The following is a 24,976-nucleotide window of genomic DNA, read 5'->3' on the forward strand; positions in this document are numbered from 1 at the left end:
CATGCGGCGGCCGGGCGCAGGCGGACGAAAAAAACCGGCGTCATCGCCGGTTTTTTCATATGCGGTCATGGGCCTGTCGACCGTCTGCGCGGTGTGCGCGCCCGGGTAGCCTAGCGCTTGACCCGGTGCGGGCAGTCCGTCTTGGTGCAGTTGCCATAGAGCGACAGTGCATGCTCCTGCAGCGCGAAGCCGCGTTCGCGCGCAATGCTCTGCTGGCGCTGCTCGATCTCCGAGTCGAAGAACTCCTCGACTCTTCCGCAGTCCAGGCACACGAGGTGGTCGTGGTGCTTGCCTTCGTTGAGTTCGAAGATTGCTTTGCCGGATTCGAAGTTGTTGCGTGAGAGCAGGCCGGCCTGCTCGAACTGGGTCAGCACACGGTAGACGGTGGCAAGGCCGATGTCCATGTGCTCGCTCAGCAGGATGCGGTAGACGTCTTCCGCGCTCAGATGGCGCTGTTCGCTGGTCTGGAAGATCTCAAGGATCTTGAGGCGCGGGACGGTTGCCTTCAGGCCGATGTTTTTGAGGTCCGCCGGACTCGGCATAGGCGTGACTCCCTAGAGTACAATGTCTGGATTATTGAATCATAAGGGTTTTGGTGACAAAAGTCGCCCTGGCGCACCCGCGCCAGCCCTGGCCGTGCGGCAATGCGCATCACGGCACACGTGGCCGTCCAGGATGGCCGTGCACGCCGGAATCGGCACATTTCCCTGATACCCGAAGCGAGACACATGCGTTCCTTCCCTTCGTCCGTCATGCGCCCCACGCTGGCCTTCACGCTGCTGGCCTCGGCACTGCTGGCCGCCTGCTCCACCTACGACACCACGTCGCGCAAGCTGACGAATATGATCACCCCGTACCGGATCAATATCGTCCAGGGCAACTTCGTCTCCCGCGAGGCGGCGGCGCAACTGCACGAGGGGATGACGCGCGACCAGGTCAAGTTCCTGCTCGGCACGCCGCTGCTGACCGACGTCTTCCACTCGAACCGCTGGGACTACGTGTTCTCCTTCCGCCGCGGCAATACCCCCGTGGTGCAGCAGCGCCGCTATACCGTCTTCTTTGACGGCGACAAGCTGGTCAAGTTCGGCGGCGACGATCTGCCCTCCGAATACGAGCTGATCGCCGAGATCGATGGCATGAAGAAGGCGCTCAAGGAGCAGACGCCGGGCAAGCTCAGCATCGGCCAGAGCGCCGTGGCCGCCGCATCCGCGCCGGCCGCCGAAGCGCCGCAGGCCAGCGCGCCCGCCGACGCCAGCGCGCCGGCCGCGGCGCCGGCCCAGGCCGCTCCGCAGGCGGAGGCCAGCGCACCCGCTGCCGACGCAGGCAGTGCCTCGGTGCCGGCCGTCGACGCCGCCAACACGCAGGCCAGCACAGGCAAACCGGCCAACTGAGCCCGCCCACGCGCGCTCCGCGCCGGCATGCCGGCACCTTCCTTGCGCCATCCGTCCGCCGCGCGAGACGTGATGGCTTCCTTCATCGCATTCTGATATCGCTATGCAAATCGCTATCGCAGGAGCATCCGGCCGCATGGGCCGCATGCTGATCGAACAAGTGCTGAATACCGAGGGGGTCGAGCTGGCCGGCGCGCTGGACGTGCCGGGCGCTGCCGCGCTGGGCCAGGATGCTGGCCTCTTCCTCGGGCGGCAGACCGGCGTGCTGATCACGTCGGACATCGAGGCCGCGCTGTCGGGCGCGGACTGCCTGATCGATTTCACCCGTCCCGCGGGCACGCTGGCGCACCTGGAAGTTGCCAAGCGCCTGGGCATCAAGATGGTGATCGGCACCACGGGTTTCGACGAGGCGGGCAAGGCCGCGCTGGCCGAGGCGGCCAAGTCGATCGGCGTGGTCTTCGCGGCCAATATGAGCGTGGGCGTCAACGCCACCTTCAAGCTGCTGGAAGTGGCGGCCAAGCTGCTGTCCACCGGCTATGACATCGAGATCATCGAAGCCCACCACCGTTTCAAGGTGGATGCACCGTCGGGCACCGCGCTGGCCATGGGCGAGGTGGTGGCCAAGGCGCTCGGCCGCGACCTGAAGACTTGCGGCGTGTTCGCCCGCGAAGGCCATACCGGCGAGCGCGATGCCAATTCGATCGGCTTCGCCACCGTGCGTGGGGGCGACATCGTCGGCGACCACACCGTGATGTTCGCCGGCATCGGCGAGCGCATCGAGATCAGCCACAAGTCGTCGAGCCGCCAGTCGTACGCGGACGGCGCGGTGCGGGCGGCACGTTTTCTCGCCGACAAGCCCAGCGGCATGTTTGACATGCAGGACGTGCTCGGCCTGAAGTGAGCGCCGGGCGGGCCGAAGCGACCGTCGCCGCACTGCCGACGGTTATAATCGGCCTTTCGCAATCGCCGCACCGAGCAGCACCCAGCAGCACTTTTGCAGCACCAGATCGAGGCGGGCGCCGCAAGGCCGTCCGCCGCTTACGTTTCCACCATCCGCGCACGCCAGCGCCGGCCCGCAGCCGGGCGCAGCCCAGATCGCTGTCCTGACCATGCAAGACAAATATCTTCCCTCCGCCGTTGAACAAGCCGCCCAGCAGCACTGGCAAGACATCGACGCCTATCGCGTGTCGGAGCATGCAAAGGAGGCCGACGGCAAGGAGAAGTCGAAGTTCTACGCCTGCTCGATGCTGCCTTACCCCTCGGGCAAGCTGCACATGGGCCATGTGCGCAACTACACCATCAACGACGTGATGGCGCGCTACCTGCGCATGAACGGCAAGAACGTGCTGATGCCGATGGGCTGGGACGCCTTCGGCATGCCCGCCGAGAATGCCGCGCTGAACAACGGCGTCGCGCCGGCGGCCTGGACCTACGACAACATCGCTTACATGAAGAAGCAGATGCAGTCGATGGGCCTGGCCATCGACTGGTCGCGCGAGGTTGCCACCTGCAGCCCGGACTACTACCGCTGGAACCAGTGGCTGTTCCTGAAGATGCTGGAAAAGGGCATCGCCTACCGCAAGACCGGCACCGTCAACTGGGACCCGGTCGACCAGACCGTGCTGGCCAACGAGCAGGTCATCGACGGCCGCGGCTGGCGTTCGGGCGCGGTGGTGGAGAAGCGCGAGATCCCGATGTACTACCTGCGCATCACCGACTACGCGCAGGAGCTGCTGGGCGACCTGGACGGCCTCGGCTGGCCCGAGCGCGTCAAGGTGATGCAGCAGAACTGGATCGGCAAGAGCGAAGGTGTGCGCTTCGCCTTCCCGCATGACATCCCCGGCGACGATGGCAAGCCCATCAACGGCGGCAAGCTGTACGTGTTCACCACGCGCGCCGACACCATCATGGGCGTGACGTTCTGCGCGGTGGCCGCCGAGCACCCGCTGGCCACGCACGCCGCCGCCGGCAACCCGGAACTGGCCGCCTTTATCGAAGAGTGCAAGCACGGCTCGGTCATGGAAGCCGACATGGCGACCATGGAGAAGAAGGGCATGCCGACCGGTCTCAAGGTCACGCATCCGCTGACCGGCGAGCCGGTCGAGGTGTGGGTCGGCAACTACGTGCTGATGAGCTACGGCGACGGCGCGGTGATGGGCGTGCCGGCGCACGACGAGCGCGACTTCGCCTTCGCGCGCAAGTACGGCCTGCCGATCAAGCAGGTCATCGACGTCAAGGGCCAGGCCTATTCGACCGAGGCCTGGGCGGATTGGTACGCCGACAAGGAACACGGCCGCTGCATCCATAGCGGCAAGTACGACGGCCTGGGCTACGAAGCCGCGGTCGATGCCATCGCGGCCGACCTGGCCGCGCAGGACCTGGGCGAGAAGAAGGTCACCTGGCGCCTGCGCGACTGGGGCATTTCGCGCCAGCGCTACTGGGGCACCCCGATCCCGCTGATCCACTGCGACAGCTGCGGGGTGGTGCCGGTGCCCGAGCAGGACCTGCCCGTGGTGCTGCCCGAGGACCTGGTGCCGGACGGCACCGGCAACCCGCTGGCCAAGGACCCGCGCTTCCTGGACTGCACCTGCCCGTCCTGCGGCAAGCCGGCGCGGCGCGAGACCGACACGATGGATACCTTCATCGACTCGTGCTGGTACTACATGCGCTACACCTGCCCGGACGCGGCCACCATGGTCGATGCGCGCAACGATTACTGGATGCCGATGGACCAGTACATCGGCGGCATCGAGCACGCGATCCTGCACCTGCTGTACGCGCGCTTCTGGACCAAGGTGATGCGCGACCTGGGCCTGGTCAAGTTCGATGAGCCCTTCGCCAACCTGCTGACCCAGGGCATGGTGCTCAACGAGACCTACTACCGCGAGGACGCATCGGGCAAGAAGCACTGGTACAACCCGGCCGAAGTCGACGTGCAGACCGACGAGCGCGGCCGCCCGCTGGGCGCCACGCTGAAGGCGGACGGCCAGCCGGTGGTGATCGGCGGCGTGGAGAAGATGTCGAAGTCCAAGAACAACGGCATCGACCCACAGGCGCTGATCGACCAGTATGGCGCGGACACCGCACGCCTGTTCGTGATGTTCGCCGCGCCACCCGAGCAGCAGCTCGAGTGGAGCGGCTCGGGTGTGGAAGGGGCCTCGCGCTTCCTGCGCCGCGTCTGGAACTATGGTTACGCCCACGCCGAAGCCATCCGCGCGGCGGGCACCGCCGCGCCGGCCGAGGCCGATCGTGCGCTTCGCCGTGAGATCCACGGCGTGCTCAAGCAGGCCAACTACGACTACCAGCGCATCCAGTACAACACCGTGGTGTCGGCCACGATGAAGATGCTCAATGCGCTCGAGGACGCCAAGACGGCTTCGCCGGCGGCGCGCCGCGAGTGCTTCGGCATCCTGCTGCGCGCGCTCTATCCGGTGGTGCCGCACGTCACCCACGTGCTTTGGCAGCAGCTGGGCTACGCCGCCGAAGCTGGCGACCTGCTCGATGCGCCGTGGCCGCAGGTCGATGAGGCCGCGCTGGTGCAGAGCGAGATCGAGCTGGTGCTGCAGGTCAACGGCAAGGTGCGCGGCAGCATCGTGGTGCCGGCCGGGGCCGACCGTGCCGCCATCGAGGCCGTCGCCGCCGCCAGCGAGACGGTGGCGAAGTTCGCCGCGGGCGCCATGCCGAAGAAGATCGTCGTGGTGCCGGGCCGCCTGGTCAACGTGGTGCTGTAAGCGCGCCACCCATCATCCGAGGAACGTCAACGACATGGACCGCCCGAGCACGAACCGCCGCAAGGCGCTCGCCCTGATGCTGGCCGGCGGGGCCGCCGGCCTGCTGGGCGGTTGCGGCTTCCACCTGCGCGGCAATAGCGACTTCGCCTTCAAGCGGCTGTACATCGGCATTCCGGCGAACACGCAGATGGGCGCCGATCTGCGCCGCACGATCCGCGGCGGCTCGGATACCGTCATCGTCGACGATCCGAAGCAGGCGGATGCAATGCTCGACGTGCTGCAGGATTCGCGCGCCAAGACCATCCTGTCGCTGACCACCGCCGGCGTGGTGCGCGAGTACCGCCTCACCCAGCGCTTCAGCTTCCGGCTGCGCGGCGCCGACGGCAAGGAGCTGATTCCGCCTTCGCAGCTGTTGCTGACGCGCGACCTGACCTACAACGAAGCGAACACGCTGGCCAAGGACTACGAGGAGCAGCAGCTCTACCGCGATATGCAGAGCGACATCGTGCAGCAGCTGATCCGCCGCCTGGCGTCGGTCAAGTCGCTCTGAGCGGGGCAGTCTCCGCCGCCCCCAAGCACCGCATGCAGATCAAGCCAGACGCACTCGAAGCGCACCTGCGCCAGGCCAAGACCAAGGGCCTCGCGCCGTTGTATGTGGTGCACGGCGACGAGCACCTGCTGGTGCTGGAGGCCGTGGACCGGCTGCGCCGCGCCGCACGCGAGGCGGGCTTCACCGAGCGCGACGTGCTGGTGGCCGAGCGCGGCTTCCACTGGAGCCAGCTCACCGAGGCCCAGCAATCGATGTCATTGTTCGGCGACCGCAAGGTGGTCGAGCTGCGCATTCCCTCGGGCAAGCCGGGCAAGGACGGCGGCGAAGCCTTGCGCGCCGTGGCGGCCCAGCCCTCTCCCGACGTGTTGCTGCTGGTGACGCTGCCGCGGCTGGACTTCGCCGCGGCCAAGTCGGCATGGTTCCAGGCGCTGGAGGCCGCCGGCGTGTCGATCAAGGTCGACATGGTCGACCGCACCCGCCTGCCGGCCTGGATCGGCGAGCGCCTGGCGCTGCAGCAGCAGCGCGTGGAAGGCGGCGAGGCGGGCCGGCGCGCGCTGCAGTTCATTGCCGACAAGGTGGAAGGCAACCTGCTGGCCGCGCACCAGGAAATCCAGAAGCTGGGCCTGCTCTATCCGCCCGGCGAGCTGAGCTTCGACCAGGTCCATGACGCCGTGCTTAATGTGGCGCGCTATGACGTCTTCAAGCTGTCGGAGGCCATGCTGGGCGGCGACGTGCCGCGCCTCGTGCGCATGCTCGAAGGGCTGCGCGGCGAAGGCGAGGCGACGGTCCTGGTGCTGTGGGCGCTGGCCGAGGAAATTCGCGTATTATCCAAGCTCCGGCAAGGGTTGGCGGCCGGCAAGCCCGCCGCCGTCATGGCGCGCGAACTGCGCATCTGGGGCCCGCGCGAAAAGCTCGCGCCGCAGGCCGCGCAGCGCCTGTCCATGCCGCGGCTGGAGGCCGCCCTGGCACTGGCCGCGCGGCTGGACCGCCAGGTCAAGGGGCTGCAGCCCGGCCCCGGCGAGCCGCTGCCGGCCGAACCGTGGGACGGCCTGCTGCAGCTGGCGCTGATGATCGCGCGCTAGCGCCCACCCGGCCCACCCGGCCACAGGCCGGCACCGGACACGCAACCATCAAGCATTGAGGACAGGGAAGCCCTGGCCAGGAACATGAACGAGCTCGATCTCAACCTTTACATGGACCGCGTCGGCCGGCAGGCCCGCGCCGCCTCGCGCGCGATGACGCGTGCCAGCACCGCCGACAAGAACCGCGCGCTCTTGACCATCGCCGCCGCCATCCGCCGCGATGCCGAGCGCCTGAAGGCCGTCAACGCGCGCGATGTCGAGCGCGCCCGCGCCAATGGGCAGGATGCAGCCTTCATCGACCGCCTGACGCTGTCGGACAAGGCCATCGACACCATGGCCACCGGCCTCGAGCAGATCGCTGCGCTGCCCGACCCGATCGGCGAGATCAGCAATATGAAGTTCCGCCCGACCGGCATCCAGGTCGGCCAGATGCGCGTGCCGCTGGGCGTGATCGGCATCATCTACGAATCGCGCCCCAACGTGACCATCGACGCTGCGGCGCTGTGCCTGAAGTCCGGCAACGCCACCATCCTGCGCGGCGGTTCGGAGGCGATCGAATCCAATACGGCGCTGGCTGCGCTGGTGGCCGAGGGTTTGGCCTCGGCCGGCCTGCCCGCCGAAGCCGTGCAGGTGATCGAGGTGACCGACCGCGCGGCGGTGGGCCGGTTGATCACCATGACCGAGTATGTCGACGTGATCGTGCCGCGCGGCGGCAAGAGCCTGATCGCGCGGCTGATGCAGGAAGCGCGGGTGCCGATGATCAAGCACCTGGACGGCATCTGCCACGTCTTTATCGACGTCGATGCCGACGTGGAGAAGGCGGTGAGCGTCTGCGACAACGCCAAGACGCAACGCTACGCGCCTTGCAACACGATGGAAACGCTGCTGGTGGCGCGCGATATCGCGCCCACCGTGCTGCCGCCGCTGTGCCGCATCTACCAGGACAAGGGCGTCGAGCTGCGCGTGTGCGCCGATACGCGCGCCACGCTGGAGGCCGCCGGCTTCGGCAGCCTGATCGATGCCACCGAGGAAGACTGGCGCCTGGAATACCTGGCGCCGGTGCTGGCCATCCGCACCGTCGACGATGTGGACGCCGCCATCGAGCACATCAATACCTACGGCTCGGCGCACACCGATTCCATCATTACCGAGAATTACTCCACCGGCCTGCGCTTCCTGCGCGAAGTGGACTCGGCCAGCGTGATGATCAACGCCTCCACCCGCTTCGCGGACGGCTTCGAATACGGCCTGGGCGCGGAGATCGGCATTTCCAATGACAAGCTGCACGCGCGCGGCCCGGTCGGCCTGGAAGGCCTGACCTCGCTGAAGTACGTGGTCTTCGGCCACGGCGAGATCCGCACCTGAGCGCGCGGGGCCGGCAGGACCGGCCCCTGCCGCGCGCTGGCATCAGCCGCAGCCGCCCCCCCGCCGTCCTACAACACCTCACGCCACCCCTCGCCACCTTCCGCCTGCCGATGCTCTGGGTCAAAGCGCTGCACATCGTCTTCGTCATTTCATGGTTCGCCGGCCTGTTCTACCTGCCGCGCATTTTCGTCAACCTGGCGATGGAGTCCGACGCCACCAGCGTGCAGCGGCTGCTGCTGATGGCGCGCAAGCTGTTCCGCTTCATGACCATGCTGGCGGTGCCGGCCGTGGCCTTCGGCCTGTGGCTCTACCTGGGCTACGGCATCGGGCGTGGCCCGGGGCAGGGCTGGATGCATGCCAAGCTGGCGCTGGTGCTGGTGCTGATCGGCTACCACCACGGCTGCGGCGTGCTGCTGCGCAAGTTCGAGGCCGGGCGCAATACGCGCTCGCACACCTTCTACCGCTGGTTCAACGAGTTGCCGGTGCTGGTGCTGCTGGCTGTCGTGATCCTGGTGGTGGTCAAGCCGTTCTGAAACGAGGCGCGCGCGGCGGTCTGCCGCGCGACATCGTGCCCTGATACCTAGTCCGCTGAATCATTGAAATGGCAGGCACCGACCAATTTCAGTGATTCAGTGGACTAACCAGCCGTACCGAACCCGCCGGTGCCCGCAGGCCCGGCGCATGACTTAGCGAGACAATGCAGATGAGCAAGCAGGTCGACTACTATTTCACCGCCCCCTCGCCGTTCGTCTACCTGGGCCACGAGCGCTTCGCCGCGATCGTCGCCAAGCATGGCGTCCAGGTCAACCTGAAGCCCTGCGACCTGGGCAAGGTCTTCGCCGTCTCCGGCGGACTGCCGCTGGCCCAGCGCCCGCCGCAGCGTCAGGCCTACCGGCTGGTCGAGCTGGAGCGCTGGAGCCGCTTCCTGGGCATGCCGCTGAATCCGCAGCCGACCTTCTTCCCGGTGTCCGGCGACGCGGCCAGCAGGCTGATCATCGCCACCCAGCTGGCACACGGCACGGCGCGCGCGATGCAACTGACCGGCGCCATCGGCCGCGCCGTGTGGGCCGAGCAGCGCAACATCGCCGATGCCGCCACGCTGGCCCAGATCGCCGGCGAGGCCGGGCTGGACGGCGCGGCCTTGCTCAAGGCGAGCGAAGCGCAGGCGGTGCAGGCCGCCTATGTCCAGCATACGCAGGATGCGATCTCGGCCGGCGTGTTCGGCGCGCCCTGGTATGTCTACAACGGCGAGTCGTTCTGGGGCCAGGACCGGCTCGATTTCCTGGAGCGGGCGCTGGCGGCAGGCTGAGCCGGCCCCGACCTTACCGCCCGTGGCGCGCAGGCGCTGCGGGTATGCTACCGTCCGCCCTGGCGGACGTTTTCGTTTTTTTGCCGGCCGCGCGTCCGGCCTGCCGGCAGCGCGACCTTTCATTGCAGGAACCCCATGACCCAAGCCTTCTTCGCCCCTTGCCCGCGCGGCCTCGAGACCGCCCTCGCCGATGAGTTGCGCGAGATCGCGGCGCGCCCCGGCGTGGCCTCGGTCGCGCCCTTCCAGGTACACCGCGAGGTACCGGGCGGGGTGGAGTTCTCCGGCCCCCCCGCGGCGGCCTATGCGGTCAACCTGCATTCGCGCATCGCCAGCCGCGTGCTGATGCGCGTGGCCGCGCGCGGCTACCGCCGCGAGGACGACGTCTACGCGCTGGTGCGCGCGCAGCGCTGGGAGCAGTGGTTCTCGCCGGACGAAACGCTGCGGGTGGACGTGACCGCGAACAAGTCGCCGCTGCAGAGCCTGAATTTTGTTGCGCTGCGTGTCAAGGACGGCATCTGCGACGCCATGCGCGAGCGCCTGGGCGCGAGGCCCAGCGTCGACACCGTCAGCCCGGACGTGCGCATCTATGCCCACCTGACCGAACGCGACTGCACGCTTTACCTCGATACCTCCGGCGAGCCGCTGTTCAAGCGCGGCTGGCGCATGGAGAAGGGCGAGGCGCCGCTCAAGGAGAACCTTGCGGCCGGCATCCTGCGCCTGGCCGGCTGGGTACCCGGCCAGACCGGACGCCCCTTCTACGACCCGATGTGCGGCAGCGGTACCTTCATGGTCGAGGCGGCCCAGGTGGCGCTGGGGCTGGCGCCCGGTGCCAGCCGCAGCTTCGCCTTCGAATGGCTCAAGGGCCTGGATGGCAAGGCCTGGCAGGCGCTGAAAAGCGACGCGCAGCGCGCCCGCATGCTGGCCAGCGCCGACGGGCTGCAGATTGCCGGCAGCGACATCTCCACCGATATGCTGGCGATGGCCCAGGCCAACTGGCAGCGCGCCGGCCTGCCCGGCGAAGCGCGCCTGAAGCAGGTGGATGCCCGCCATACCCAGCCGCCTTTCGGCGAGCCGGGCTTGCTGTTGATGAATCCCCCCTACGGCGAGCGTATCGCAGTGCGCGGCGCGCGCCGGCAGCCGGAGGACGAGATGCCGAGGGACGAGGCCGAGGAAGCGGCGGCCAACCAGTTCGCCGCGGCCTTTGCCACGACATTGAAGCAACAGTTCGCCGGCTGGCAGGCCTGGGTCTTCACTGGCGACCTCGGCCTGCCGCGGCGGCTGCGACTGAAGGAGTCACGCCGCACGCCGCTCTTCAACGGCAATATCGAGTGCCGGCTGTTCCGCTTCGACATGGTGCGGGGCGGAAACCGCGCCGCGTAGGGGCTATTTGGCCGGGCCGGGGCCCCGGCAATGGGGCAACGGGAAGGTCCCCTCAGCCCTGCTTGAGGCCGGTCAGGGCGCCGGGGTCGCGCGCGAAATCGGCAAGGAAGGACTGGTAGCTGACGACCGGCTCCTGCAGCAGGTGGCGCGGCAGGTCGAACAGCGCGTAGTAGTACGTCTCGCGGCCATCGCAGCGCTCGGCCGGCAGGCAGTACTGTTCCCAGTCGACACAGGCCGGCGTGAACATGCCGTTGCCCGGCCAGAAGAAGGGCACGATACGGCCCTCGCGCAGGCCTTCGACCAGCGGTGCCGGCGCATCATAGGCCTCGGCCGACTCGACCTGGCTCATCAGTCCCGCCTGGGTCTCGATCACCATCAGCGTGCCCTGGCCCTGCGGCGTCAGCATCAGGATGCCGACCGGGTTCGGGTAGAGGTAGTACTCGACGAAGTTGTAGCGCGCCGCGATCTGGCGCACGCGCTCGGCCATCGCCGGGTCCGACAGGAAGGAATACGAGTGGCGTGTCAGCAGGTCGCGCAGCGTGCGCGACAGCACGGTGAAGTACTGCTGCTGCAGCGCATCGATCTCCTGGTTCAGGCGCCCCACCATATTGCTTTCGTGCTTCTTGACGTAGCGGTCGATCAGGCCGTGGTTGAAGCCCTGCACGGCGATGCTCTCGTCGGCGGTGCCGGTCAGCAGGATGGTCTTGCAGGGCAGGTCCTGCAGCGCCTGGCAGAAGCTCAGCCCGTCCATCTGCGGCATCGAGTAATCGACCACCACCACGCCTGGCTGCAGGAAGCGGTGAATGTCGTGGATCTGCCGGTAGATGCGGTCGACGTCGAGCTGCACGGTGCGCCGTTCGCTGAGGAAGGTCAGGTCGTCATGCGTCACGCGCACGGGCAGGAAGCCCGGGAAGCGCGTGGTGTACGAGTCGCGGATCCATTGCAGCGCTTCGCGCGGATCGGTGAAAGAGACCACCGCGCGCGAGGCATCCATCTGGAAGGCCAGGCTGTCGATGAACGACCTGCTGTCGTCCACCAGGACCGTCAGGATCGGGTGATGGAAGACCGACAGGTTCCGGTCGTGCGGGCTGAATGTCATGGCGGTTCGGTCGCCGTGCGGGCCGCACGGCAGGCAAGGGTTCGGCGTCTGGGGCGGGGCCTGCGGGCGCCCGCACTCTGCCTCGGTGGCAAGGCAGTATAGCGCGCCGGTGGTACGGTGCAATCGAACCCTGTCATGGTGCGCCCCGGACGGGGCGCACCGGCGGTCTGTCAGACTGCCTTGACCATGTCCTCGACCACCTTCTTGGCGTCGCCGAACACCATCATGGTCTTGTCCATGTAGAACAGCTCGTTGTCCAGGCCCGCGTAGCCGGCGGCCATGGAGCGCTTGTTGACGATGATGGTCTTGGCCTTGTAGGCCTCCAGGATCGGCATGCCGGCGATCGGGGAGTTCGGGTCGGTCTTGGCCGCCGGGTTGACCACGTCGTTGGCGCCCAGCACCAGCACCACGTCGGCCTGGCCGAACTCGCTGTTGATGTCCTCCATCTCGAAGACCTGGTCGTAGGGCACCTCGGCCTCGGCCAGCAGCACGTTCATGTGCCCGGGCATGCGCCCGGCCACCGGGTGGATGGCGTACTTGACCGTGACGCCCTTCTCGGAAAGCATCTCGGTCAGCTCCTTGAGCGCATGCTGCGCGCGTGCCACCGCCAGGCCGTAGCCCGGCACGATGATCACGGTCTCGGCATTGCCCATCAGGAAGGCGGCATCGTCGGCGGAGCCGGACTTCACGTTGCGCTGGGCCTGGCCGGCCGCGGCCGAGGCCGCCGTTGCGCCGCCGAAGCCGCCCAGCAGCACGTTGAAGAACGAGCGGTTCATCGCCTTGCACATGATGTACGAGAGGATGGCACCGCTCGAACCCACCAGCGAGCCGGCGATGATCAGCATCGGGTTGTTCAGCGAGAAACCGATGCCTGCCGCCGCCCAGCCCGAGTAGGAGTTCAGCATCGACACCACCACCGGCATGTCGGCGCCGCCGATCGGGATGATGATCAGCACACCCAGCACGAAGGCGAGGGCCAGCATGACCAGGAACGGCAGCCAGCCCTGGGTCAGGAAGAAGACCACGCCGAAGCCGATCATGGCCACCGCCAGCAGCAGGTTCAGCCAGTGCTGCCCGGCGAACACCACCGGTGCCCCCTGGAACAGGCGGAACTTGTAGCGCCCAGCCAGCTTGCCGAAGGCGATCACCGAGCCCGAGAAGGTGATGGCGCCGACGAAGCAGCCGATGAACAGCTCCACGCGGTTGCCCATCGGGATCTCGTGCGATTCCGGCGGCGCGATGCCGAAGGCGGCCGGCTCGGAGACCGCCGCCACCGCGATGAAGACCGCGGCCAGGCCGATCAGCGAGTGCATCGCCGCCACCAGCTCGGGCATCTTGGTCATCTCGACCTTCTTCGCCACATAGGCGCCGATGCCGCCGCCGACGACCAGCGCCAGCAGGATCAGCCCGAGGCCGGTGGCGATCGAGGACTGGGCCGCGCCGGCAGCCAGGAAGTCATCCTTGAGCTTGGCGATCAGCGCCACGGTGGTGAGCGCGGCGATGGCCATGCCGACCATGCCGAAGGCATTGCCCTTGCGTGCCGAAGCCGGGTGCGACAGGCCCTTGAGCGCCTGGATGAAGCAGACCGAGGCGAGCAGGTAGAGCAGGGTGACCAGGTTCATGCTGACGAGGCTGCTCATTGCGCACCCTCCTTGGCCAGGGTCGGCTTGCCTTCAGGCGCCTTGGCCTTCGGCTCTTTTTTCTTGAACATCTCCAGCATGCGCTGGGTCACCAGGAAGCCGCCGAAGACGTTGACCGCGGCCAGCGCCACCGCCAATACGCCCATCGCGCGTCCGACACCGCCTTCGGTCAGGCCGGCCGCCAGCATGGCGCCGACGATGATGATGGCCGAGATCGCGTTGGTCACCGCCATCAGCGGTGTGTGCAGCGCTGGCGTGACCGTCCAGACCACGTGGTAGCCCACGTAGATTGCCAGCACGAAGATGATCAGGTTGATCACCGTGTGGTTCACCATCTCCATCGACTTCTCCTCCGTTTGCTTGAATCCGTGCTACCGCTTCTGCTTCTCTGTTCTTGGGCTCTGGCTTGTCACGAATGCCGGCACGGCCGGCGCGGCTGGCCGCGGGGCGGCGCGCCGCCCCTGCCCGCCAGCAGCTTCCCCGCGCCGCCGGCAGGGCAGGGCAGCGCGCGCCGGCTTGCGTCCGGCGAGCGATATGGAACCCTGTGCCAGTGGGCGGATGTCATGAACGAGCGCCTCAGAACTTCTTGATTTCCTTGATGGCGTTCTTCTCGTTGACCAGGATGACCTTGGGCTTGTAGCTGGCGATCTCCTCGTCGCTCATCGGCGCGTAGGTGCAGATGATGAGCTGGTCGCCGAGGTGGGCGCGGCGTGCCGCGGCGCCGTTCAGCGAGATCTCGCCGCTACCACGCTCGCCGATGATGATGTAGGTCGAGAAGCGTTCGCCGTTGTTGACGTTGTACAGCTCGATCTTCTCGAACTCCTTCATGTCGGCCGCGTCGAGCAGATCCGGGTCGATGCCGCACGAACCTTCGTAGTTCAGGTCGGCCTGCGTCACGGTGACACGGTGGAGCTTGGCGCGGAGCATGATGCGTTGCATGGGTGATACGTCCTTTGTTGATGCTGGTCCACTGAATCCATCATTCAGTGGACCGGGTTGGGCCCCTCAGGCCCGTTGAAAATAATAAGTTCAGGATGCCGCCTGCCGCACGACCTCGCCATCCTTGCTCATCAGGCAGGCGGCGACGATGTCGTCTTCCAGGTTGATGGTGAGCTTGCCGTCCTTGTCAACGATCAGCTTGAGGAAGTCAAGCACGTTGCGCGCGTAGAGTGCCGAGGCGTCCGCCGCCACCATGCTGGCCAGGTTGGTGTGGCCCACCAGGGTGACGCCGTGGCGCTGCACGACCTCGTCGGCCACCGTCAACGGGCAGTTGCCGCCCTGCGCGGCCGCCAGGTCCACCACCACCGAGCCCGGCTTCATCTGCTGCACCGTGGCTTCGGGCAGCAGCACCGGCGCCTTGCGGCCCGGGATCAGCGCCGTGGTGATGACGATGTCGGCCTGGATGGCGCGCTGGTGCACGAGCTCGGCCTGCCGCTTCATCCAGTCCGGCGGCATCGGCCGGGCATAGCCGCCCACGCCCTGCGCGATCTCGCGTTCCTCGTCGGTCAGGAAAGGCACATCCAGGAACTTGGCGCCCAGCGATTCGATCTGTTCCTTGACCGCGGGGCGCACGTCGGAGGCCTCGATCACCGCGCCCAGCCGCTTGGCCGTGGCGATGGCCTGCAGGCCCGCCACGCCGGCGCCGAGGATCAGCACGCGCGCGGCCTTCACGGTGCCGGCGGCAGTCATCAGCATGGGCATGAAGCGCTGGTAGTGGTGGGCCGCCTCCAGCACGGCCTTGTAGCCGGCGATATTGGCCTGCGAGGACAGCACGTCCATGCTCTGCGCCCGCGTGGTGCGCGGCGCGGCCTCCAGCGCGAAGGCCGTCAGCCGGGCGCCCGCCATGCGCGCATTGTTGTCCGCGTCGAAGGGATTGAGCATGCCGACCAGCACCGCGCCGGGCTTCATCAGCGCGCGCTCGGCGTCGTCCGGCGCGCGCACCTTGAGCACAAGCTCGGCGCCGAACGCCTCGGCGGCGGTGCCGATGGTGGCGCCGACCGCCTCGTAGGCGCCGTCGGGCTGGCTGGCACGTACGCCGGCGTCCGCCTGCACCGTGACCTTGTGGCCCTGCGCCAGATACTTCTTGACCGTCTCCGGCGTAGCGGCGACGCGCGTCTCACCTGCCCGCGTCTCCTGCGGGATGCCGATGTGCATCGTCAATTTCTCCTTTTGCTGGCTTCCATTCTGTTGGCGGGCGGATTGCCTGGCCCGTCGTGCCTGCTGGCACCAGGCCGCAGCGCACAATTTTGACGCAGCTTACAGGAATCTGACGTGCAATGGTGACGGATCGGTCGGTGATTGCTGAAGTAGTAATGACGTCACAATCAGCCTTTATGGAAACTCTCGACCCTGACAGCCGATCTTGACGCCAATTTGAGGCGTCGCTCCGTATCGTTGCGCCTGCGTCACTTGGCTGCCATCTTCCGTGCGCAGCGCGGCGCTTCCGGCCCGATTTGCATCGATCCGCCGGGACTATTCGGAGCTAGCAGACCATGTTTTCTTCCCTTCTTCCGGCCCGCCGCGCCTCCCTGGCCGGCGCGCTGGTTGCCAGCCTGCACGTCTCGGGTGCCATCGCGCAGAGCAGCGAGGCCGGGGCCGCGCCAGCCGCGACCGCCCCTGTCGCAGCCCCGGCCCCGGCGTCGCCGCACACGTTCACGGCGAACCTGACGCTGGCCAGCGAATACCGCTACCGTGGCCTGATGCAGACCAACGGCCACCCTGCGATCCAGGGGGGCTTCGACTACGCGCACGAAAGCGGCTTCTACCTGGGCAACTGGAACTCGAACATCAGCTGGCTCTCGGACAGCAACGCGCAGGTGTCGGCGCCGATCGAGATGGATTTCTACGGCGGCTTCAAGAACATGTTCGCGCTGGCGGGGCTGGACTGGAGCTATGACCTGGGGGTGCTGCAGTACTACTACCCGGGGGACTATCCGACGGGATTCACGCGGCCATACACGACGGAACTGTATGCGGGGATCGGCAGCGGTCCCGTGTCACTGAAGTACTCGCAGGCGCTGACGAACCTGTTCGGCTTCAGCGGCAGCAAGTACAGCTTCTATATCGATCTGTCGGCGAACGTGCCGCTGAATTTCTGGGACCTGACGTTCAACGCGCACGTTGGCTACCAGAAGGTGCAGCACGTGACGGACGCGTCGTACACGGATTGGAAGATCGGGCTGACCAAGGATCTGGGCAAGGGCTTCGCGCTGGCGCTGGCGTACATCGACACCAATGCGAACAAGTCGGTGTACACGAACACGGGCGGGCGCTATCTCGGCCGCTCCACGGCCTGGGCCTCGCTTTCCAAGACCTTCTGACCTTCTGACCTTCTGACCTTCTGACCTTCTGACCTTCTGACCTTCTGACTTTCTGACCATTTGACCGTCCCATCGCGACGGCATGTCTTGATGGCATTTTGATGCGTGCGCCGGCCAAACCTGCATCAATTTGAGGCCGCCATCCCTAGCATGGAACCATCTTCAACAGACGCCCGCCAACGGGACTTCTTCCCATGCGACAGCCAAGTCTTGCAGCCACCTTTGCCGCCGTGCCCCGACGCCGCCCGACGCGCCATGCCATCAATCGCCCCACGGGGCTCGCGCTCGTGCCGCCCGCGCCGGTGGCCGAGAATGCGGACGCGGATACGGACGCGCAGCCGGGCAGCTGGATCCGCTTACGCCTGGCGGTGGCCTCGGCCCAGGTGCATACGCTGCGCCAATCGCTGCACCGGGCGATCGGCGCGCTGGCGCGAGTCTATGTGGTCGAGGTCGACCATCGCCATGGCCAGGCCACGCTGCACGTGGAAGTGGCGCGTGGCGGGCGGGATGCGGCGATGCACGCGATCATGGTCGCGCTGCCCGCGGCGGAGTTCGGGCTGACCACGCCGCTGGAGGCCGATCATGTGGCCCACTGAGGCAGTCGGCGAGGCAGCCAGCGATATGCGCAGCGGTAGTAGCTGGCGGGAAGGTCCCGATGAGCGCGAACCCGCGCGCGCGGCCCAGGCGGTCGCGGCAGGCCGGCAGCCGCTCGCGCACGGCCTGTGGCTGCCGATGGTGACGCCGCTGCGCGCCGGCGAGCCCGACCTCGAGTGCGCGCAACGCCTGGCCCTGCACTATGCGCAGGCCGGCGTCGACGGGCTCATCATCCTCGGCACCACTGGCGAAGGGGGCTTGCTGCGCCCGCAGGAGCGCCTCGCACTGGCGGCAGCGGTGCTCGAGGCGGTCGATGGCGCCGTGCCGGTGATGGCGGGCGTCGGCGCGGTCGATACTGCCACGGTGCGCGCGCAGGTGCGCCAGCTCGACGGCTTCGCGCTGGCGGGCTACCTGGTGCCGCCGCCTTACTACCTGCGCGTGGGCGACGAGGGCATGGCCTGGCATTTCGAGCAGGTGGCCGCTGCCACCCCGCGCCCGCTGATGCTCTACAACGTGCCCAAGCGCACGGGCTGCCGCATCTCGCCACAGTTGGCGGCGCGGCTGGCGGCGCATCCGCGCATCGTCGCCATCAAGCAGTGCGAGACGCAGGAGATGTGCAGCGGCGGGCCGCAGCCGCTGGATGTGTACTGCGGCGAGGATGCCGCCATGCTGTCGCACCTGCTGGGCGGCGGCGCGGGCATGGTGCCGGCCTCCGCCCATGTGCGCCCGGAGCTGTTCGTGCGCCTGCTGGGGCTCGTGCGCAGCGGCCGGCACGACGCCGCGCGCGACTTGTTTGCGAGGCGCCCCTGGTCACCTTGCTCTTCTCCGAGCCCAATCCTGCCCCGGTCAAGGCCGCACTGGCGCTGTGCGGGCTGGCTGGCGCGGAGGTCCGGCGCCCGCTGCAGCCGCCCAGCCGTGCGCTGTGGGCCGCACTGGAGGGTGCCATCGCGGCATTGCCGGCGTGAGCGCGGGCCGGCAGCTTGGCCTGCTCCTTGCCGCCCTGTCGCTGCATGATGCGCCGGCAACCGGTAAAATGCCGGATTGCCTAAATATTGAGCATCATGTCAAACGATTGGAAGGCCAGCGTCACCGTTGCCGCCGTCATCGAGCGCGGCGGCCGTTTCCTGCTGGTGGAAGAGGAAACCCCGGACGGCCTGCGCCTGAACCAGCCTGCCGGCCATCTCGAAGAGGGCGAGAGCCTGGTCCACGCCGTCATCCGTGAAACGCTGGAGGAAACCGCGCACGTCTTCGAGCCGCGCGCGCTGCTGGGCTGCTACATGGGCCGCGCGAAATCTTCCCGAACCGGCAAGGACGTCACCTATGTGCGCTTCGCCTTCACCGGCGACCTCGGCGCGCTCGACAGCGGCCGCAAGCTCGACACCGGCATCGTGCGCACGGTGTGGATGAGCGCGGAGGAGCTGCGTGGCTGCCCGGAGCGCCACCGCACGCCGCTGGTGCAGGCCTGCATCGACGATTACCTCGCCGGCAAGCGCTTCGCGCTCGACGCGCTGTACACGCACAGCTCCGTGCTGGGCAAGGCAGGGCAGGCATGAGCGGCAAGCGCGTGGTCGTCGGCATGTCCGGCGGCGTCGACTCCTCCGTCACGGCCTGGCTGCTCAAGCAGCAGGGCTATGAAGTGATCGGCCTGTTCATGAAGAACTGGGAGGACGACGATGACGGCGAGTACTGCTCGACGCGCCAGGACTGGCTCGACGTGGTGTCGGTGGCCGACCTGATCGGCGTCGACGTCGAGGCCGTCAACTTCGCCGCCGAGTACAAGGACCGCGTCTTCGCCGAATTCCTGCGCGAGTATTCGGCCGGGCGCACGCCGAATCCCGACGTGCTGTGCAATGCCGAGATCAAGTTCAAGGCTTTCCTCGACCATGCCATGTCGCTGGGCGCCGAGCTCATCGCCACCGGCCACTACGCACGCGTGCGCGAGGCCGCCGGCGGGCGCTTCGAGCTGCTCAAGGCGCTCGACCATACCAAGGACCAGAGCTACTTCCTGCACCGCCTGAACCAGGCGCAGCTCTCGCACACGCTGTTCCCGCTGGGCGAGATGCCGAAGACGCGCGTGCGCGAGATCGCGGCCGAGATCGGCCTGCCCAATGCGAAGAAGAAGGACTCGACCGGCATCTGCTTCATCGGCGAGCGCCCCTTCCGCGATTTCCTCAACCGCTATCTGCCGACCAAGCCGGGGCCGATGAAGACGGCCGACGGCAAGGTGGTGGGCAAGCACATCGGACTGGCCTTCTACACGCTGGGCCAGCGCAAGGGCATCGGCCTGGGCGGCAGCCGCGACGGCAACGGCGATGCCTGGTACGTGGCGCGCAAGGATATGGCGGCCAACACGCTGTACGTAGTGCAAGGGCACGAGCACCCCTGGCTGCAGACGCCGGAACTGGCGGCGGCGGACCTGTCGTGGGTGGCGGGCGAAGCGCCGGCGGCCGGCAAGCGGCTGGCGGCCAAGACGCGCTACCGCCAGAGCGATGCGGCCTGCGTGGTGACGGCATCGGGAGAAGGCACGCTGCGGCTTGCCTTCGATGAGGCGCAGTGGGCGGTGACGCCGGGCCAGTCCGCCGTGCTCTACGACGGCGACGTGTGCCTGGGCGGCGGCATCATCCAGTAGGCGGGAACGGGGCCCGGCGGCGGCGCATGCCGCGGCCGGGCGGTCGCGTTCAGCCGCGCGGCGGTTCGGTATCGATGAAGGACTGGCGCTTGGCCAGCTTGTCCTGGTAGGCGGCCAGATTGGTGTGGCGCTGGCGCCAGGGGATTTCGGGGAAGCGGAAGTCCAGGTAGGACAGCGCGCAGCCCACCGCCACATCGGCCAGTGAATAGTGGTTGCCCGAGCACCAGGGACGGTCGGCGAGGCCGTTGGCCATCGCCACCAGCGCCGCGTCGATCTTGCCGAGCTGGCGTTGGACCCAGCGCTCGCTGCGCTCGCCGGGTTCGCGCTGGATGTGCTCCAGGCGCGCCAGCTGCGCGGCGTCGAGCAGGCCGTCGGCGAGCGCTTCCCAGCAGCGCACTTCCAGGCGCTCACGCCCGCCTTGCGGGATCAGGCGGCTGACGGGTGTCAGCGTGTCCACGTACTCGACGATCACGCGCGAGTCGAAGATCGCGCTGCCGTCTTCCATCACCAGACAGGGTACCTTGCCCAGCGGGTTGAATTGGCCGATGGCGGTGTCGGGTGACCAGACGTTCTCCTCCACGAGCTGGTAGTCGATCTTCTTTTCCGCCATGACCACGCGCACTTTGCGCGCGTAGGGACTCGTCTGCGATGCAATCAGCTTCATATGCTCCCCTTGAGCTTGTTATGAAGTGCATCGGCGCTCAAGGCACGGTATGCGCGGGTACATCCGCGCCCGATGCACTTCGTAACAGGCTACTGGATCGGCGAGCGCGAGTATACCTGCGCGGCCTGCGCGGCGCGCCCATGTGTGGGCCCATGCGTGCGCCCACGCACGCTGCGTTGCGGAGTCAGCACAGGCGCGCGCCGGGGGCGGCCTGGGCGGCTGCACAGCGGGGCGGGGCCAATGGTAAAATCGCGCCTTGCGCCTGGCCGCTGGCGGCCGGGCGCGCCCGATCCGTGCCGGATCCGTCCCACGCCGCCTGCGGCCCGGACCGGCGGCTCCCCCTCCCAACTCCCCCTTTGCGGTTTCCAGCATGTCCACCACCTCGCTTTCGCCACTCACCGCCCTGTCCCCCATCGATGGCCGCTATGCCGCCAAGGCCGACGCGCTGCGCGAGTGGCTGTCCGAGGCCGCCTTCATGCGCAACCGCGTCAAGGTGGAGGTGCACTGGCTGATCGCGCTGGCCCAGGCCGGCCTGCCCGACATGCCGAAGTTCTCGCCGGCCTCCGAGGCGGCGCTGCTGGCCCTGGTCGACAAGTTCTCCGAGGCCGATGCCGCACGCATCAAGGAAATCGAAGCCGTCACCAACCATGACGTCAAGGCGGTCGAGTACTGGCTGAAGGAACAGGTCAAGGGCAACGCCGAGCTCGAGGCGGCCAGCGAGTTCATCCACTTTGCCTGCACCTCGGAAGACATCAACAACACCTCGCACGGCATGATGCTCAAGGGCGCGCGCGAAGCGGTGGTGGTGCCCGCGCTCAAGCGCGTGCACGCGCGCCTGGTCGAGCTGGCCCGCGCCAATGCCGCGCAGCCGATGCTGTCGCGCACGCACGGCCAGCCGGCCAGCCCGACCACGCTGGGCAAGGAGATGGCCAACGTGGCCGCGCGCCTGGCGCGCGCCATCGAGCGCATCGAGCGCGTGGAACTGCTGGGCAAGATGAACGGCGCCGTGGGCAACTACAACGCGCACCTGTCGGCCTATCCCACCTTCGACTGGGAGGCCTTCTCGCGCCAGGTCATCGAGACCCGCCTGGGCCTGACCTTCAACCCCTACACCATCCAGATCGAGCCGCACGACTACATGGCCGAGCTGTTCGACGCCATCGCCCGCGCCAACACCATCCTGCTCGACCTGGACCGCGACGTCTGGGGCTACATCTCGGTGGGCTACTTCAAGCAGAAGACCAAGGCCGGCGAGATCGGCTCGTCGACCATGCCGCACAAGGTCAACCCGATCGACTTCGAGAACTCCGAAGGCAACCTGGGCCTGGCCAACGCGGTGCTGCGCCACCTCTCCGAGAAGCTGCCGGTGTCGCGCTGGCAGCGCGACCTGACCGATTCCACCGTGCTGCGCAATATCGGTGTGGCCTTCGGCTACAGCCTGCTGGCCTACGAGGCCTGCCTGCGCGGCCTGGGCAAGCTGGAAACCAACCCGGAGCGCCTGAACGAAGACCTGGACAACTGCTGGGAAGTGCTGGCCGAGCCCGTGCAGACCGTGATGCGCCGCTTCGGTGTGCCCAACCCGTATGAGCAGCTCAAGGAACTGACGCGCGGCAAGGGCATCTCGCGCGAGGCGCTGCAGACCTTCATCGGCGGCCTGGCGATTCCGGACGATGCCAAGAAGCTGCTGCTCGAGATGACTCCCGCCAGCTACATCGGCAAGGCGGTGGCGCTGGCCGAGCGCGTCTGAACGCGGCCTGCCGCCCGCGCATCGAAAAGCCACCCGCCAGGGTGGCTTTTTCTTTTTGCGGACGGTGACCTGCTTGCTCTCGCCAGCGTACGGGGTTGTTCAAGCCAACAGCCTGTCTCGCAGACCAATGCCGCTGCTACCCAGAAGACCCCAAGCAACAGAAGACCATCTCAACAACAGCCACGCACCGCCCAAAAGAAAAAGGCGCCCGCAAGCCACCCGCCAGGGTGGCTTTTTTCATGCCGCGTGCGATAGGCTTCCGCTCAGCGGCAAGTGAGTGGCAAGGGCGTCGGCCCGGCGGTCGCCCATCGATTCAATTTTTTTGAATAACTGGGTTAAGTTCTGACCGCTTACGATCCACTCCGGCGCACAATAATGCGAGAATTCAAGACGCCGGACGGAACAGCTTCCGTCGGTTTTTCTCAAAGATAGTGACACGCCCGCCTGGGCAGGGAGAGTACATGCGTTCCGATGCAGCATATGGTCCCACCGCGATTGGCTTGCACTGGCTGGTGGCCTTGCTGATCTTCGCGGCCTTCGGCCTCGGTCTGTACATGACGGACATTCCCGGCCTGACGCCGACCAAGCTCAAGCTGTTTTCCTGGCACAAGTGGCTGGGCGTGACCATCTTCGCCTTGGCGGTGATCCGCGTGCTGTGGCGCGCCGCCAACGGCGCGCCCTCGGCGGCGGCCGGCACGCCGGCCTGGCAGGCCAAGGCCGCGGCGCTCGCGCACCATCTGCTCTACGTGCTGATCCTGGCGGTGCCGCTGACGGGCTACTTCTACAGCTCGGCTTCCGGGGTGCCGGTGGTCTACCTGGGCCTGTGGCACATGCCCGCGCTGATCCAGCCGAACGACGAACTGAAGGCCGTGCTGAAGCTCGCCCACGTCTGGCTGAACTACCTGATGGCCGCCGTCGTCGTGGTGCATGCCGCGGCCGCCATCAAGCACCAGGTGATCGACCGCGATGGCACGCTGGGACGCATGCTGCCATTTCTGAAGTGAGCGTCGGCCGTTTCCTCGCCAAGAGTTTCCATTGCCACCGCAACATGGCGCGCTGCGCCACGACTTTGACAGGAGTCATTCGATGAATCGCAATTTTCGCCCGAGCGCGCTGATGCTGGCCGGCGTCGCGGCCTTCGCCGCGGCCGGCGCGGCGATGCAACCGGCCTGGGCCCAGATCGATGCCGCCAAGAGTCTCGGTCACAGCAGTCGCTCGCCAGATCGGCGTGCCGATGGAAGGCAAGTTCAAGAAATTCGATGCGACCGTGGACTTCGATCCGGCCAAGCTCGCGAACTCCTCGGCCAAGATGGAGATCGATGTCGCCAGCTTCGAGATCGGCGATGCGGAAACCACCAAGGAACTGAAGGGCCGCGACTGGTTCGATGCCGCCAAGTACCCCAAGGCGACGTTCCAGTCCACCACCATCAAGGGCGCCGCCGGCGGCAAGTACGAGGTGGCGGGCAAGCTGACCATCAAGGGCAAGACCGTCGACATCGTGGTGCCGGCCACCTATCGCCAGGAGGGCGGCGCCCAGGTCTTCGACGGCGTGCTGCCGATCAAGCGCACGGCCTTCAATATCGGCGACGGCGAATGGAAGGACACCTCCGTGGTCGCCGACGAAGTCCAGATCAAGTTCCATATCGTTACCCCCGCCAGGAAGCAGGGCTGATCCCCGCTCCCTCTCATCGTTCCCCTAACCACCTCTTCACCTCTTGCAGGGAGATCCAATGAAACTGCGCACCATCCTCGCCGCCGTCGCGGCCCTGTCCGCCACCACCGCCATGGGCGTGGCCTCGGCCAACAGCGTGACCTACAACCTCGACCCGACGCACACCTACCCGAGCTTCGAGGCCGACCACCTGGGCGGCCTGTCGAAGTGGCGCGGCAAGTTCGACAAGTCGAGCGGCGTCGTCACGCTGGATCGTGCCGCCAAGACCGGTACGGTCGACGTCAAGATCGACCCGGCCTCGATCAACTTCGGCAACACCAAGCTGAACGAGCACGCCAAGAGCCCCGACATGTTCGACGTGCAGGCCTATCCGGAGGCCTCCTACAAGGGCAAGTTCGTCAAGTTCAACGGCGACGTGCCGACCGAGATCGATGGCGTGCTGACGCTGCATGGCGTGTCCAAGCCGGTGAAGCTGGAAGTGCACGACTTCAAGTGCATCCAGCACCCGATGCTCAAGCGCGAGGCCTGCGGCGCTGATGCGGTCGGCACCTTCAGCCGTGCCGACTTCGGCATCGACTACGGCGTCAAGATGGGCTTTAAGCCCGAAGTGAAGCTGGCGATCCAGGTCGAGGGCGTGCGCGCCGACTGAGGCTGCGCCGACGGCCGGGAGATCCCGGCCACCAATGAAACAGGCCGGCGTTGCCGGCCTGTTTCATTGGTGCCAGGGGCACCGCGATGCTCCACGATGCCCCCTATGCGGGTCGGTTGTACGCCACCCACGGCCACAGTACAATGGTCGGCTC

Annotated in this window: 24 protein-coding genes and 1 pseudogene; 18 read left to right on the forward strand and 7 right to left on the reverse strand. The window is 67.2% G+C overall.

Translation table 11 applies throughout. The annotated features are described in order from the left end of the window. Positions 1-110: 110 nt before the first annotated feature. On the reverse strand, positions 111-542 hold the full coding sequence (gene fur / locus AC1Z3O_RS01645) for a ferric iron uptake transcriptional regulator (protein ID WP_483512998.1): 432 nt from the start codon (positions 540-542) through the stop codon (positions 111-113). Between the two features lie 186 nt (positions 543-728). Here fur and AC1Z3O_RS01650 point away from each other — a divergent pair, with 186 nt between their 5' ends. The 9 genes from AC1Z3O_RS01650 to AC1Z3O_RS01690 all read left to right on the forward strand — a co-directional run bounded on the left by AC1Z3O_RS01650 (position 729) and on the right by AC1Z3O_RS01690 (position 10,808). Next, on the forward strand, positions 729-1,391 hold the full coding sequence (locus AC1Z3O_RS01650) for an outer membrane protein assembly factor BamE (protein WP_483513000.1): 663 nt from the start codon (positions 729-731) through the stop codon (positions 1,389-1,391). Between the two features lie 103 nt (positions 1,392-1,494). Beyond that, positions 1,495-2,292: a 4-hydroxy-tetrahydrodipicolinate reductase gene (gene dapB, locus AC1Z3O_RS01655; protein ID WP_483513002.1), complete on the forward strand. Its 798-nt coding sequence runs from the start codon at positions 1,495-1,497 to the stop codon at positions 2,290-2,292. Between the two features lie 208 nt (positions 2,293-2,500). Further along, complete coding sequence (gene leuS / locus AC1Z3O_RS01660) at positions 2,501-5,122, forward strand: leucine--tRNA ligase (protein WP_483513003.1); 2,622 nt, start codon at positions 2,501-2,503, stop codon at positions 5,120-5,122. Positions 5,123-5,156: 34 nt separating this feature from the next. Beyond that, on the forward strand, positions 5,157-5,672 hold the full coding sequence (locus tag AC1Z3O_RS01665; protein ID WP_483513005.1) for an LPS-assembly lipoprotein LptE: 516 nt from the start codon (positions 5,157-5,159) through the stop codon (positions 5,670-5,672). 32 nt (positions 5,673-5,704) lie between these two features. Continuing rightward, complete coding sequence (holA, locus tag AC1Z3O_RS01670) at positions 5,705-6,754, forward strand: DNA polymerase III subunit delta (protein ID WP_483513007.1); 1,050 nt, start codon at positions 5,705-5,707, stop codon at positions 6,752-6,754. Between the two features lie 84 nt (positions 6,755-6,838). Then, the gene (locus AC1Z3O_RS01675; RefSeq protein WP_483513009.1) at positions 6,839-8,119 is read left to right on the forward strand and encodes a glutamate-5-semialdehyde dehydrogenase; all 1,281 of its coding nucleotides are present in this window, start codon (positions 6,839-6,841) and stop codon (positions 8,117-8,119) included. A 110-nt stretch (positions 8,120-8,229) separates the two neighbouring features. Then, a complete protein-coding gene (locus AC1Z3O_RS01680) occupies positions 8,230-8,652 on the forward strand; it encodes a CopD family protein (protein WP_483513010.1) in 423 nt (140 codons plus the stop codon). Between the two features lie 170 nt (positions 8,653-8,822). Then, positions 8,823-9,428 (forward strand): DsbA family protein, encoded by a 606-nt coding sequence (locus tag AC1Z3O_RS01685; protein WP_483513011.1) that lies wholly within the window; start codon positions 8,823-8,825, stop codon positions 9,426-9,428. 135 nt (positions 9,429-9,563) lie between these two features. Beyond that, positions 9,564-10,808, forward strand: a complete 1,245-nt coding sequence (locus AC1Z3O_RS01690) for a THUMP domain-containing class I SAM-dependent RNA methyltransferase (RefSeq protein WP_483513012.1) — start codon at positions 9,564-9,566, stop codon at positions 10,806-10,808. Between the two features lie 52 nt (positions 10,809-10,860). On the opposite strand, the gene AC1Z3O_RS01695 is transcribed toward AC1Z3O_RS01690, so the two are convergent. The 5 genes from AC1Z3O_RS01695 to AC1Z3O_RS01715 all read right to left on the reverse strand — a co-directional run bounded on the left by AC1Z3O_RS01695 (position 10,861) and on the right by AC1Z3O_RS01715 (position 15,701). After that, complete coding sequence (locus AC1Z3O_RS01695) at positions 10,861-11,907, reverse strand: response regulator (RefSeq protein WP_483513013.1); 1,047 nt, start codon at positions 11,905-11,907, stop codon at positions 10,861-10,863. Between the two features lie 170 nt (positions 11,908-12,077). Continuing rightward, the gene (locus AC1Z3O_RS01700) at positions 12,078-13,547 is read right to left on the reverse strand and encodes an NAD(P)(+) transhydrogenase (Re/Si-specific) subunit beta (protein WP_483513014.1); all 1,470 of its coding nucleotides are present in this window, start codon (positions 13,545-13,547) and stop codon (positions 12,078-12,080) included. Then, positions 13,544-13,888: an NAD(P) transhydrogenase subunit alpha part 2 gene (locus AC1Z3O_RS01705; protein WP_483513015.1), complete on the reverse strand. Its 345-nt coding sequence runs from the start codon at positions 13,886-13,888 to the stop codon at positions 13,544-13,546. The genes AC1Z3O_RS01700 and AC1Z3O_RS01705 overlap by 4 nt, the downstream gene beginning before the upstream one ends. Positions 13,889-14,123: 235 nt before the next feature. After that, on the reverse strand, positions 14,124-14,486 hold the full coding sequence (gene panD, locus AC1Z3O_RS01710; protein WP_483513016.1) for an aspartate 1-decarboxylase: 363 nt from the start codon (positions 14,484-14,486) through the stop codon (positions 14,124-14,126). A 90-nt stretch (positions 14,487-14,576) separates the two neighbouring features. Further along, positions 14,577-15,701 carry a Re/Si-specific NAD(P)(+) transhydrogenase subunit alpha gene (locus AC1Z3O_RS01715; protein WP_483513017.1) on the reverse strand — a complete coding sequence of 375 codons (1,125 nt, stop codon included), beginning with the start codon at positions 15,699-15,701 and terminating at the stop codon, positions 14,577-14,579. Positions 15,702-16,039: 338 nt separating this feature from the next. On the opposite strand from AC1Z3O_RS01715, the gene AC1Z3O_RS01720 reads away from it, so the two are divergent. From AC1Z3O_RS01720 to mnmA, 5 genes are all read left to right on the forward strand, one after another. Beyond that, on the forward strand, positions 16,040-16,867 hold the full coding sequence (locus AC1Z3O_RS01720) for a TorF family putative porin (RefSeq protein ID WP_483513019.1): 828 nt from the start codon (positions 16,040-16,042) through the stop codon (positions 16,865-16,867). A 194-nt stretch (positions 16,868-17,061) separates the two neighbouring features. Then, the gene (locus AC1Z3O_RS01725) at positions 17,062-17,463 is read left to right on the forward strand and encodes a hypothetical protein (RefSeq protein WP_483513020.1); all 402 of its coding nucleotides are present in this window, start codon (positions 17,062-17,064) and stop codon (positions 17,461-17,463) included. Further along, a complete protein-coding gene (locus AC1Z3O_RS01730) occupies positions 17,450-18,475 on the forward strand; it encodes a dihydrodipicolinate synthase family protein (protein ID WP_483513021.1) in 1,026 nt (341 codons plus the stop codon). Before AC1Z3O_RS01725 ends, AC1Z3O_RS01730 begins: the two co-directional genes overlap by 14 nt. A gap of 47 nt (positions 18,476-18,522) precedes the next feature. Beyond that, positions 18,523-19,014, forward strand: a complete 492-nt coding sequence (locus AC1Z3O_RS01735; RefSeq protein ID WP_483513022.1) for an NUDIX hydrolase — start codon at positions 18,523-18,525, stop codon at positions 19,012-19,014. Next, on the forward strand, positions 19,011-20,090 hold the full coding sequence (mnmA, locus tag AC1Z3O_RS01740) for a tRNA 2-thiouridine(34) synthase MnmA (RefSeq protein WP_483513023.1): 1,080 nt from the start codon (positions 19,011-19,013) through the stop codon (positions 20,088-20,090). Before AC1Z3O_RS01735 ends, mnmA begins: the two co-directional genes overlap by 4 nt. A 49-nt stretch (positions 20,091-20,139) precedes the next feature. Here the strand turns inward: mnmA and AC1Z3O_RS01745 are convergent, their stop codons facing one another. Continuing rightward, complete coding sequence (locus AC1Z3O_RS01745; RefSeq protein WP_483513024.1) at positions 20,140-20,754, reverse strand: glutathione S-transferase C-terminal domain-containing protein; 615 nt, start codon at positions 20,752-20,754, stop codon at positions 20,140-20,142. Positions 20,755-21,124: 370 nt separating this feature from the next. On the opposite strand from AC1Z3O_RS01745, the gene purB reads away from it, so the two are divergent. From purB to AC1Z3O_RS01765, 4 genes and pseudogenes are all read left to right on the forward strand, one after another. Continuing rightward, positions 21,125-22,501: an adenylosuccinate lyase gene (gene purB, locus AC1Z3O_RS01750; protein WP_483513025.1), complete on the forward strand. Its 1,377-nt coding sequence runs from the start codon at positions 21,125-21,127 to the stop codon at positions 22,499-22,501. A gap of 461 nt (positions 22,502-22,962) precedes the next feature. After that, positions 22,963-23,505, forward strand: coding sequence for a cytochrome b (locus tag AC1Z3O_RS01755; RefSeq protein ID WP_483513026.1), 543 nt, complete (start codon positions 22,963-22,965; stop codon positions 23,503-23,505). Between the two features lie 154 nt (positions 23,506-23,659). Beyond that, positions 23,660-24,173 (forward strand): annotated as a pseudogene (locus AC1Z3O_RS01760) (YceI family protein). A gap of 58 nt (positions 24,174-24,231) precedes the next feature. Next, entirely contained in the window at positions 24,232-24,822 is a 591-nt protein-coding gene (locus AC1Z3O_RS01765; RefSeq protein ID WP_483513027.1) for a YceI family protein, read from the forward strand. The last annotated feature ends 154 nt before the right edge of the window (positions 24,823-24,976 follow it).

The sequence above is a fragment of the Cupriavidus sp. 09_S30 genome (assembly GCF_056930435.1).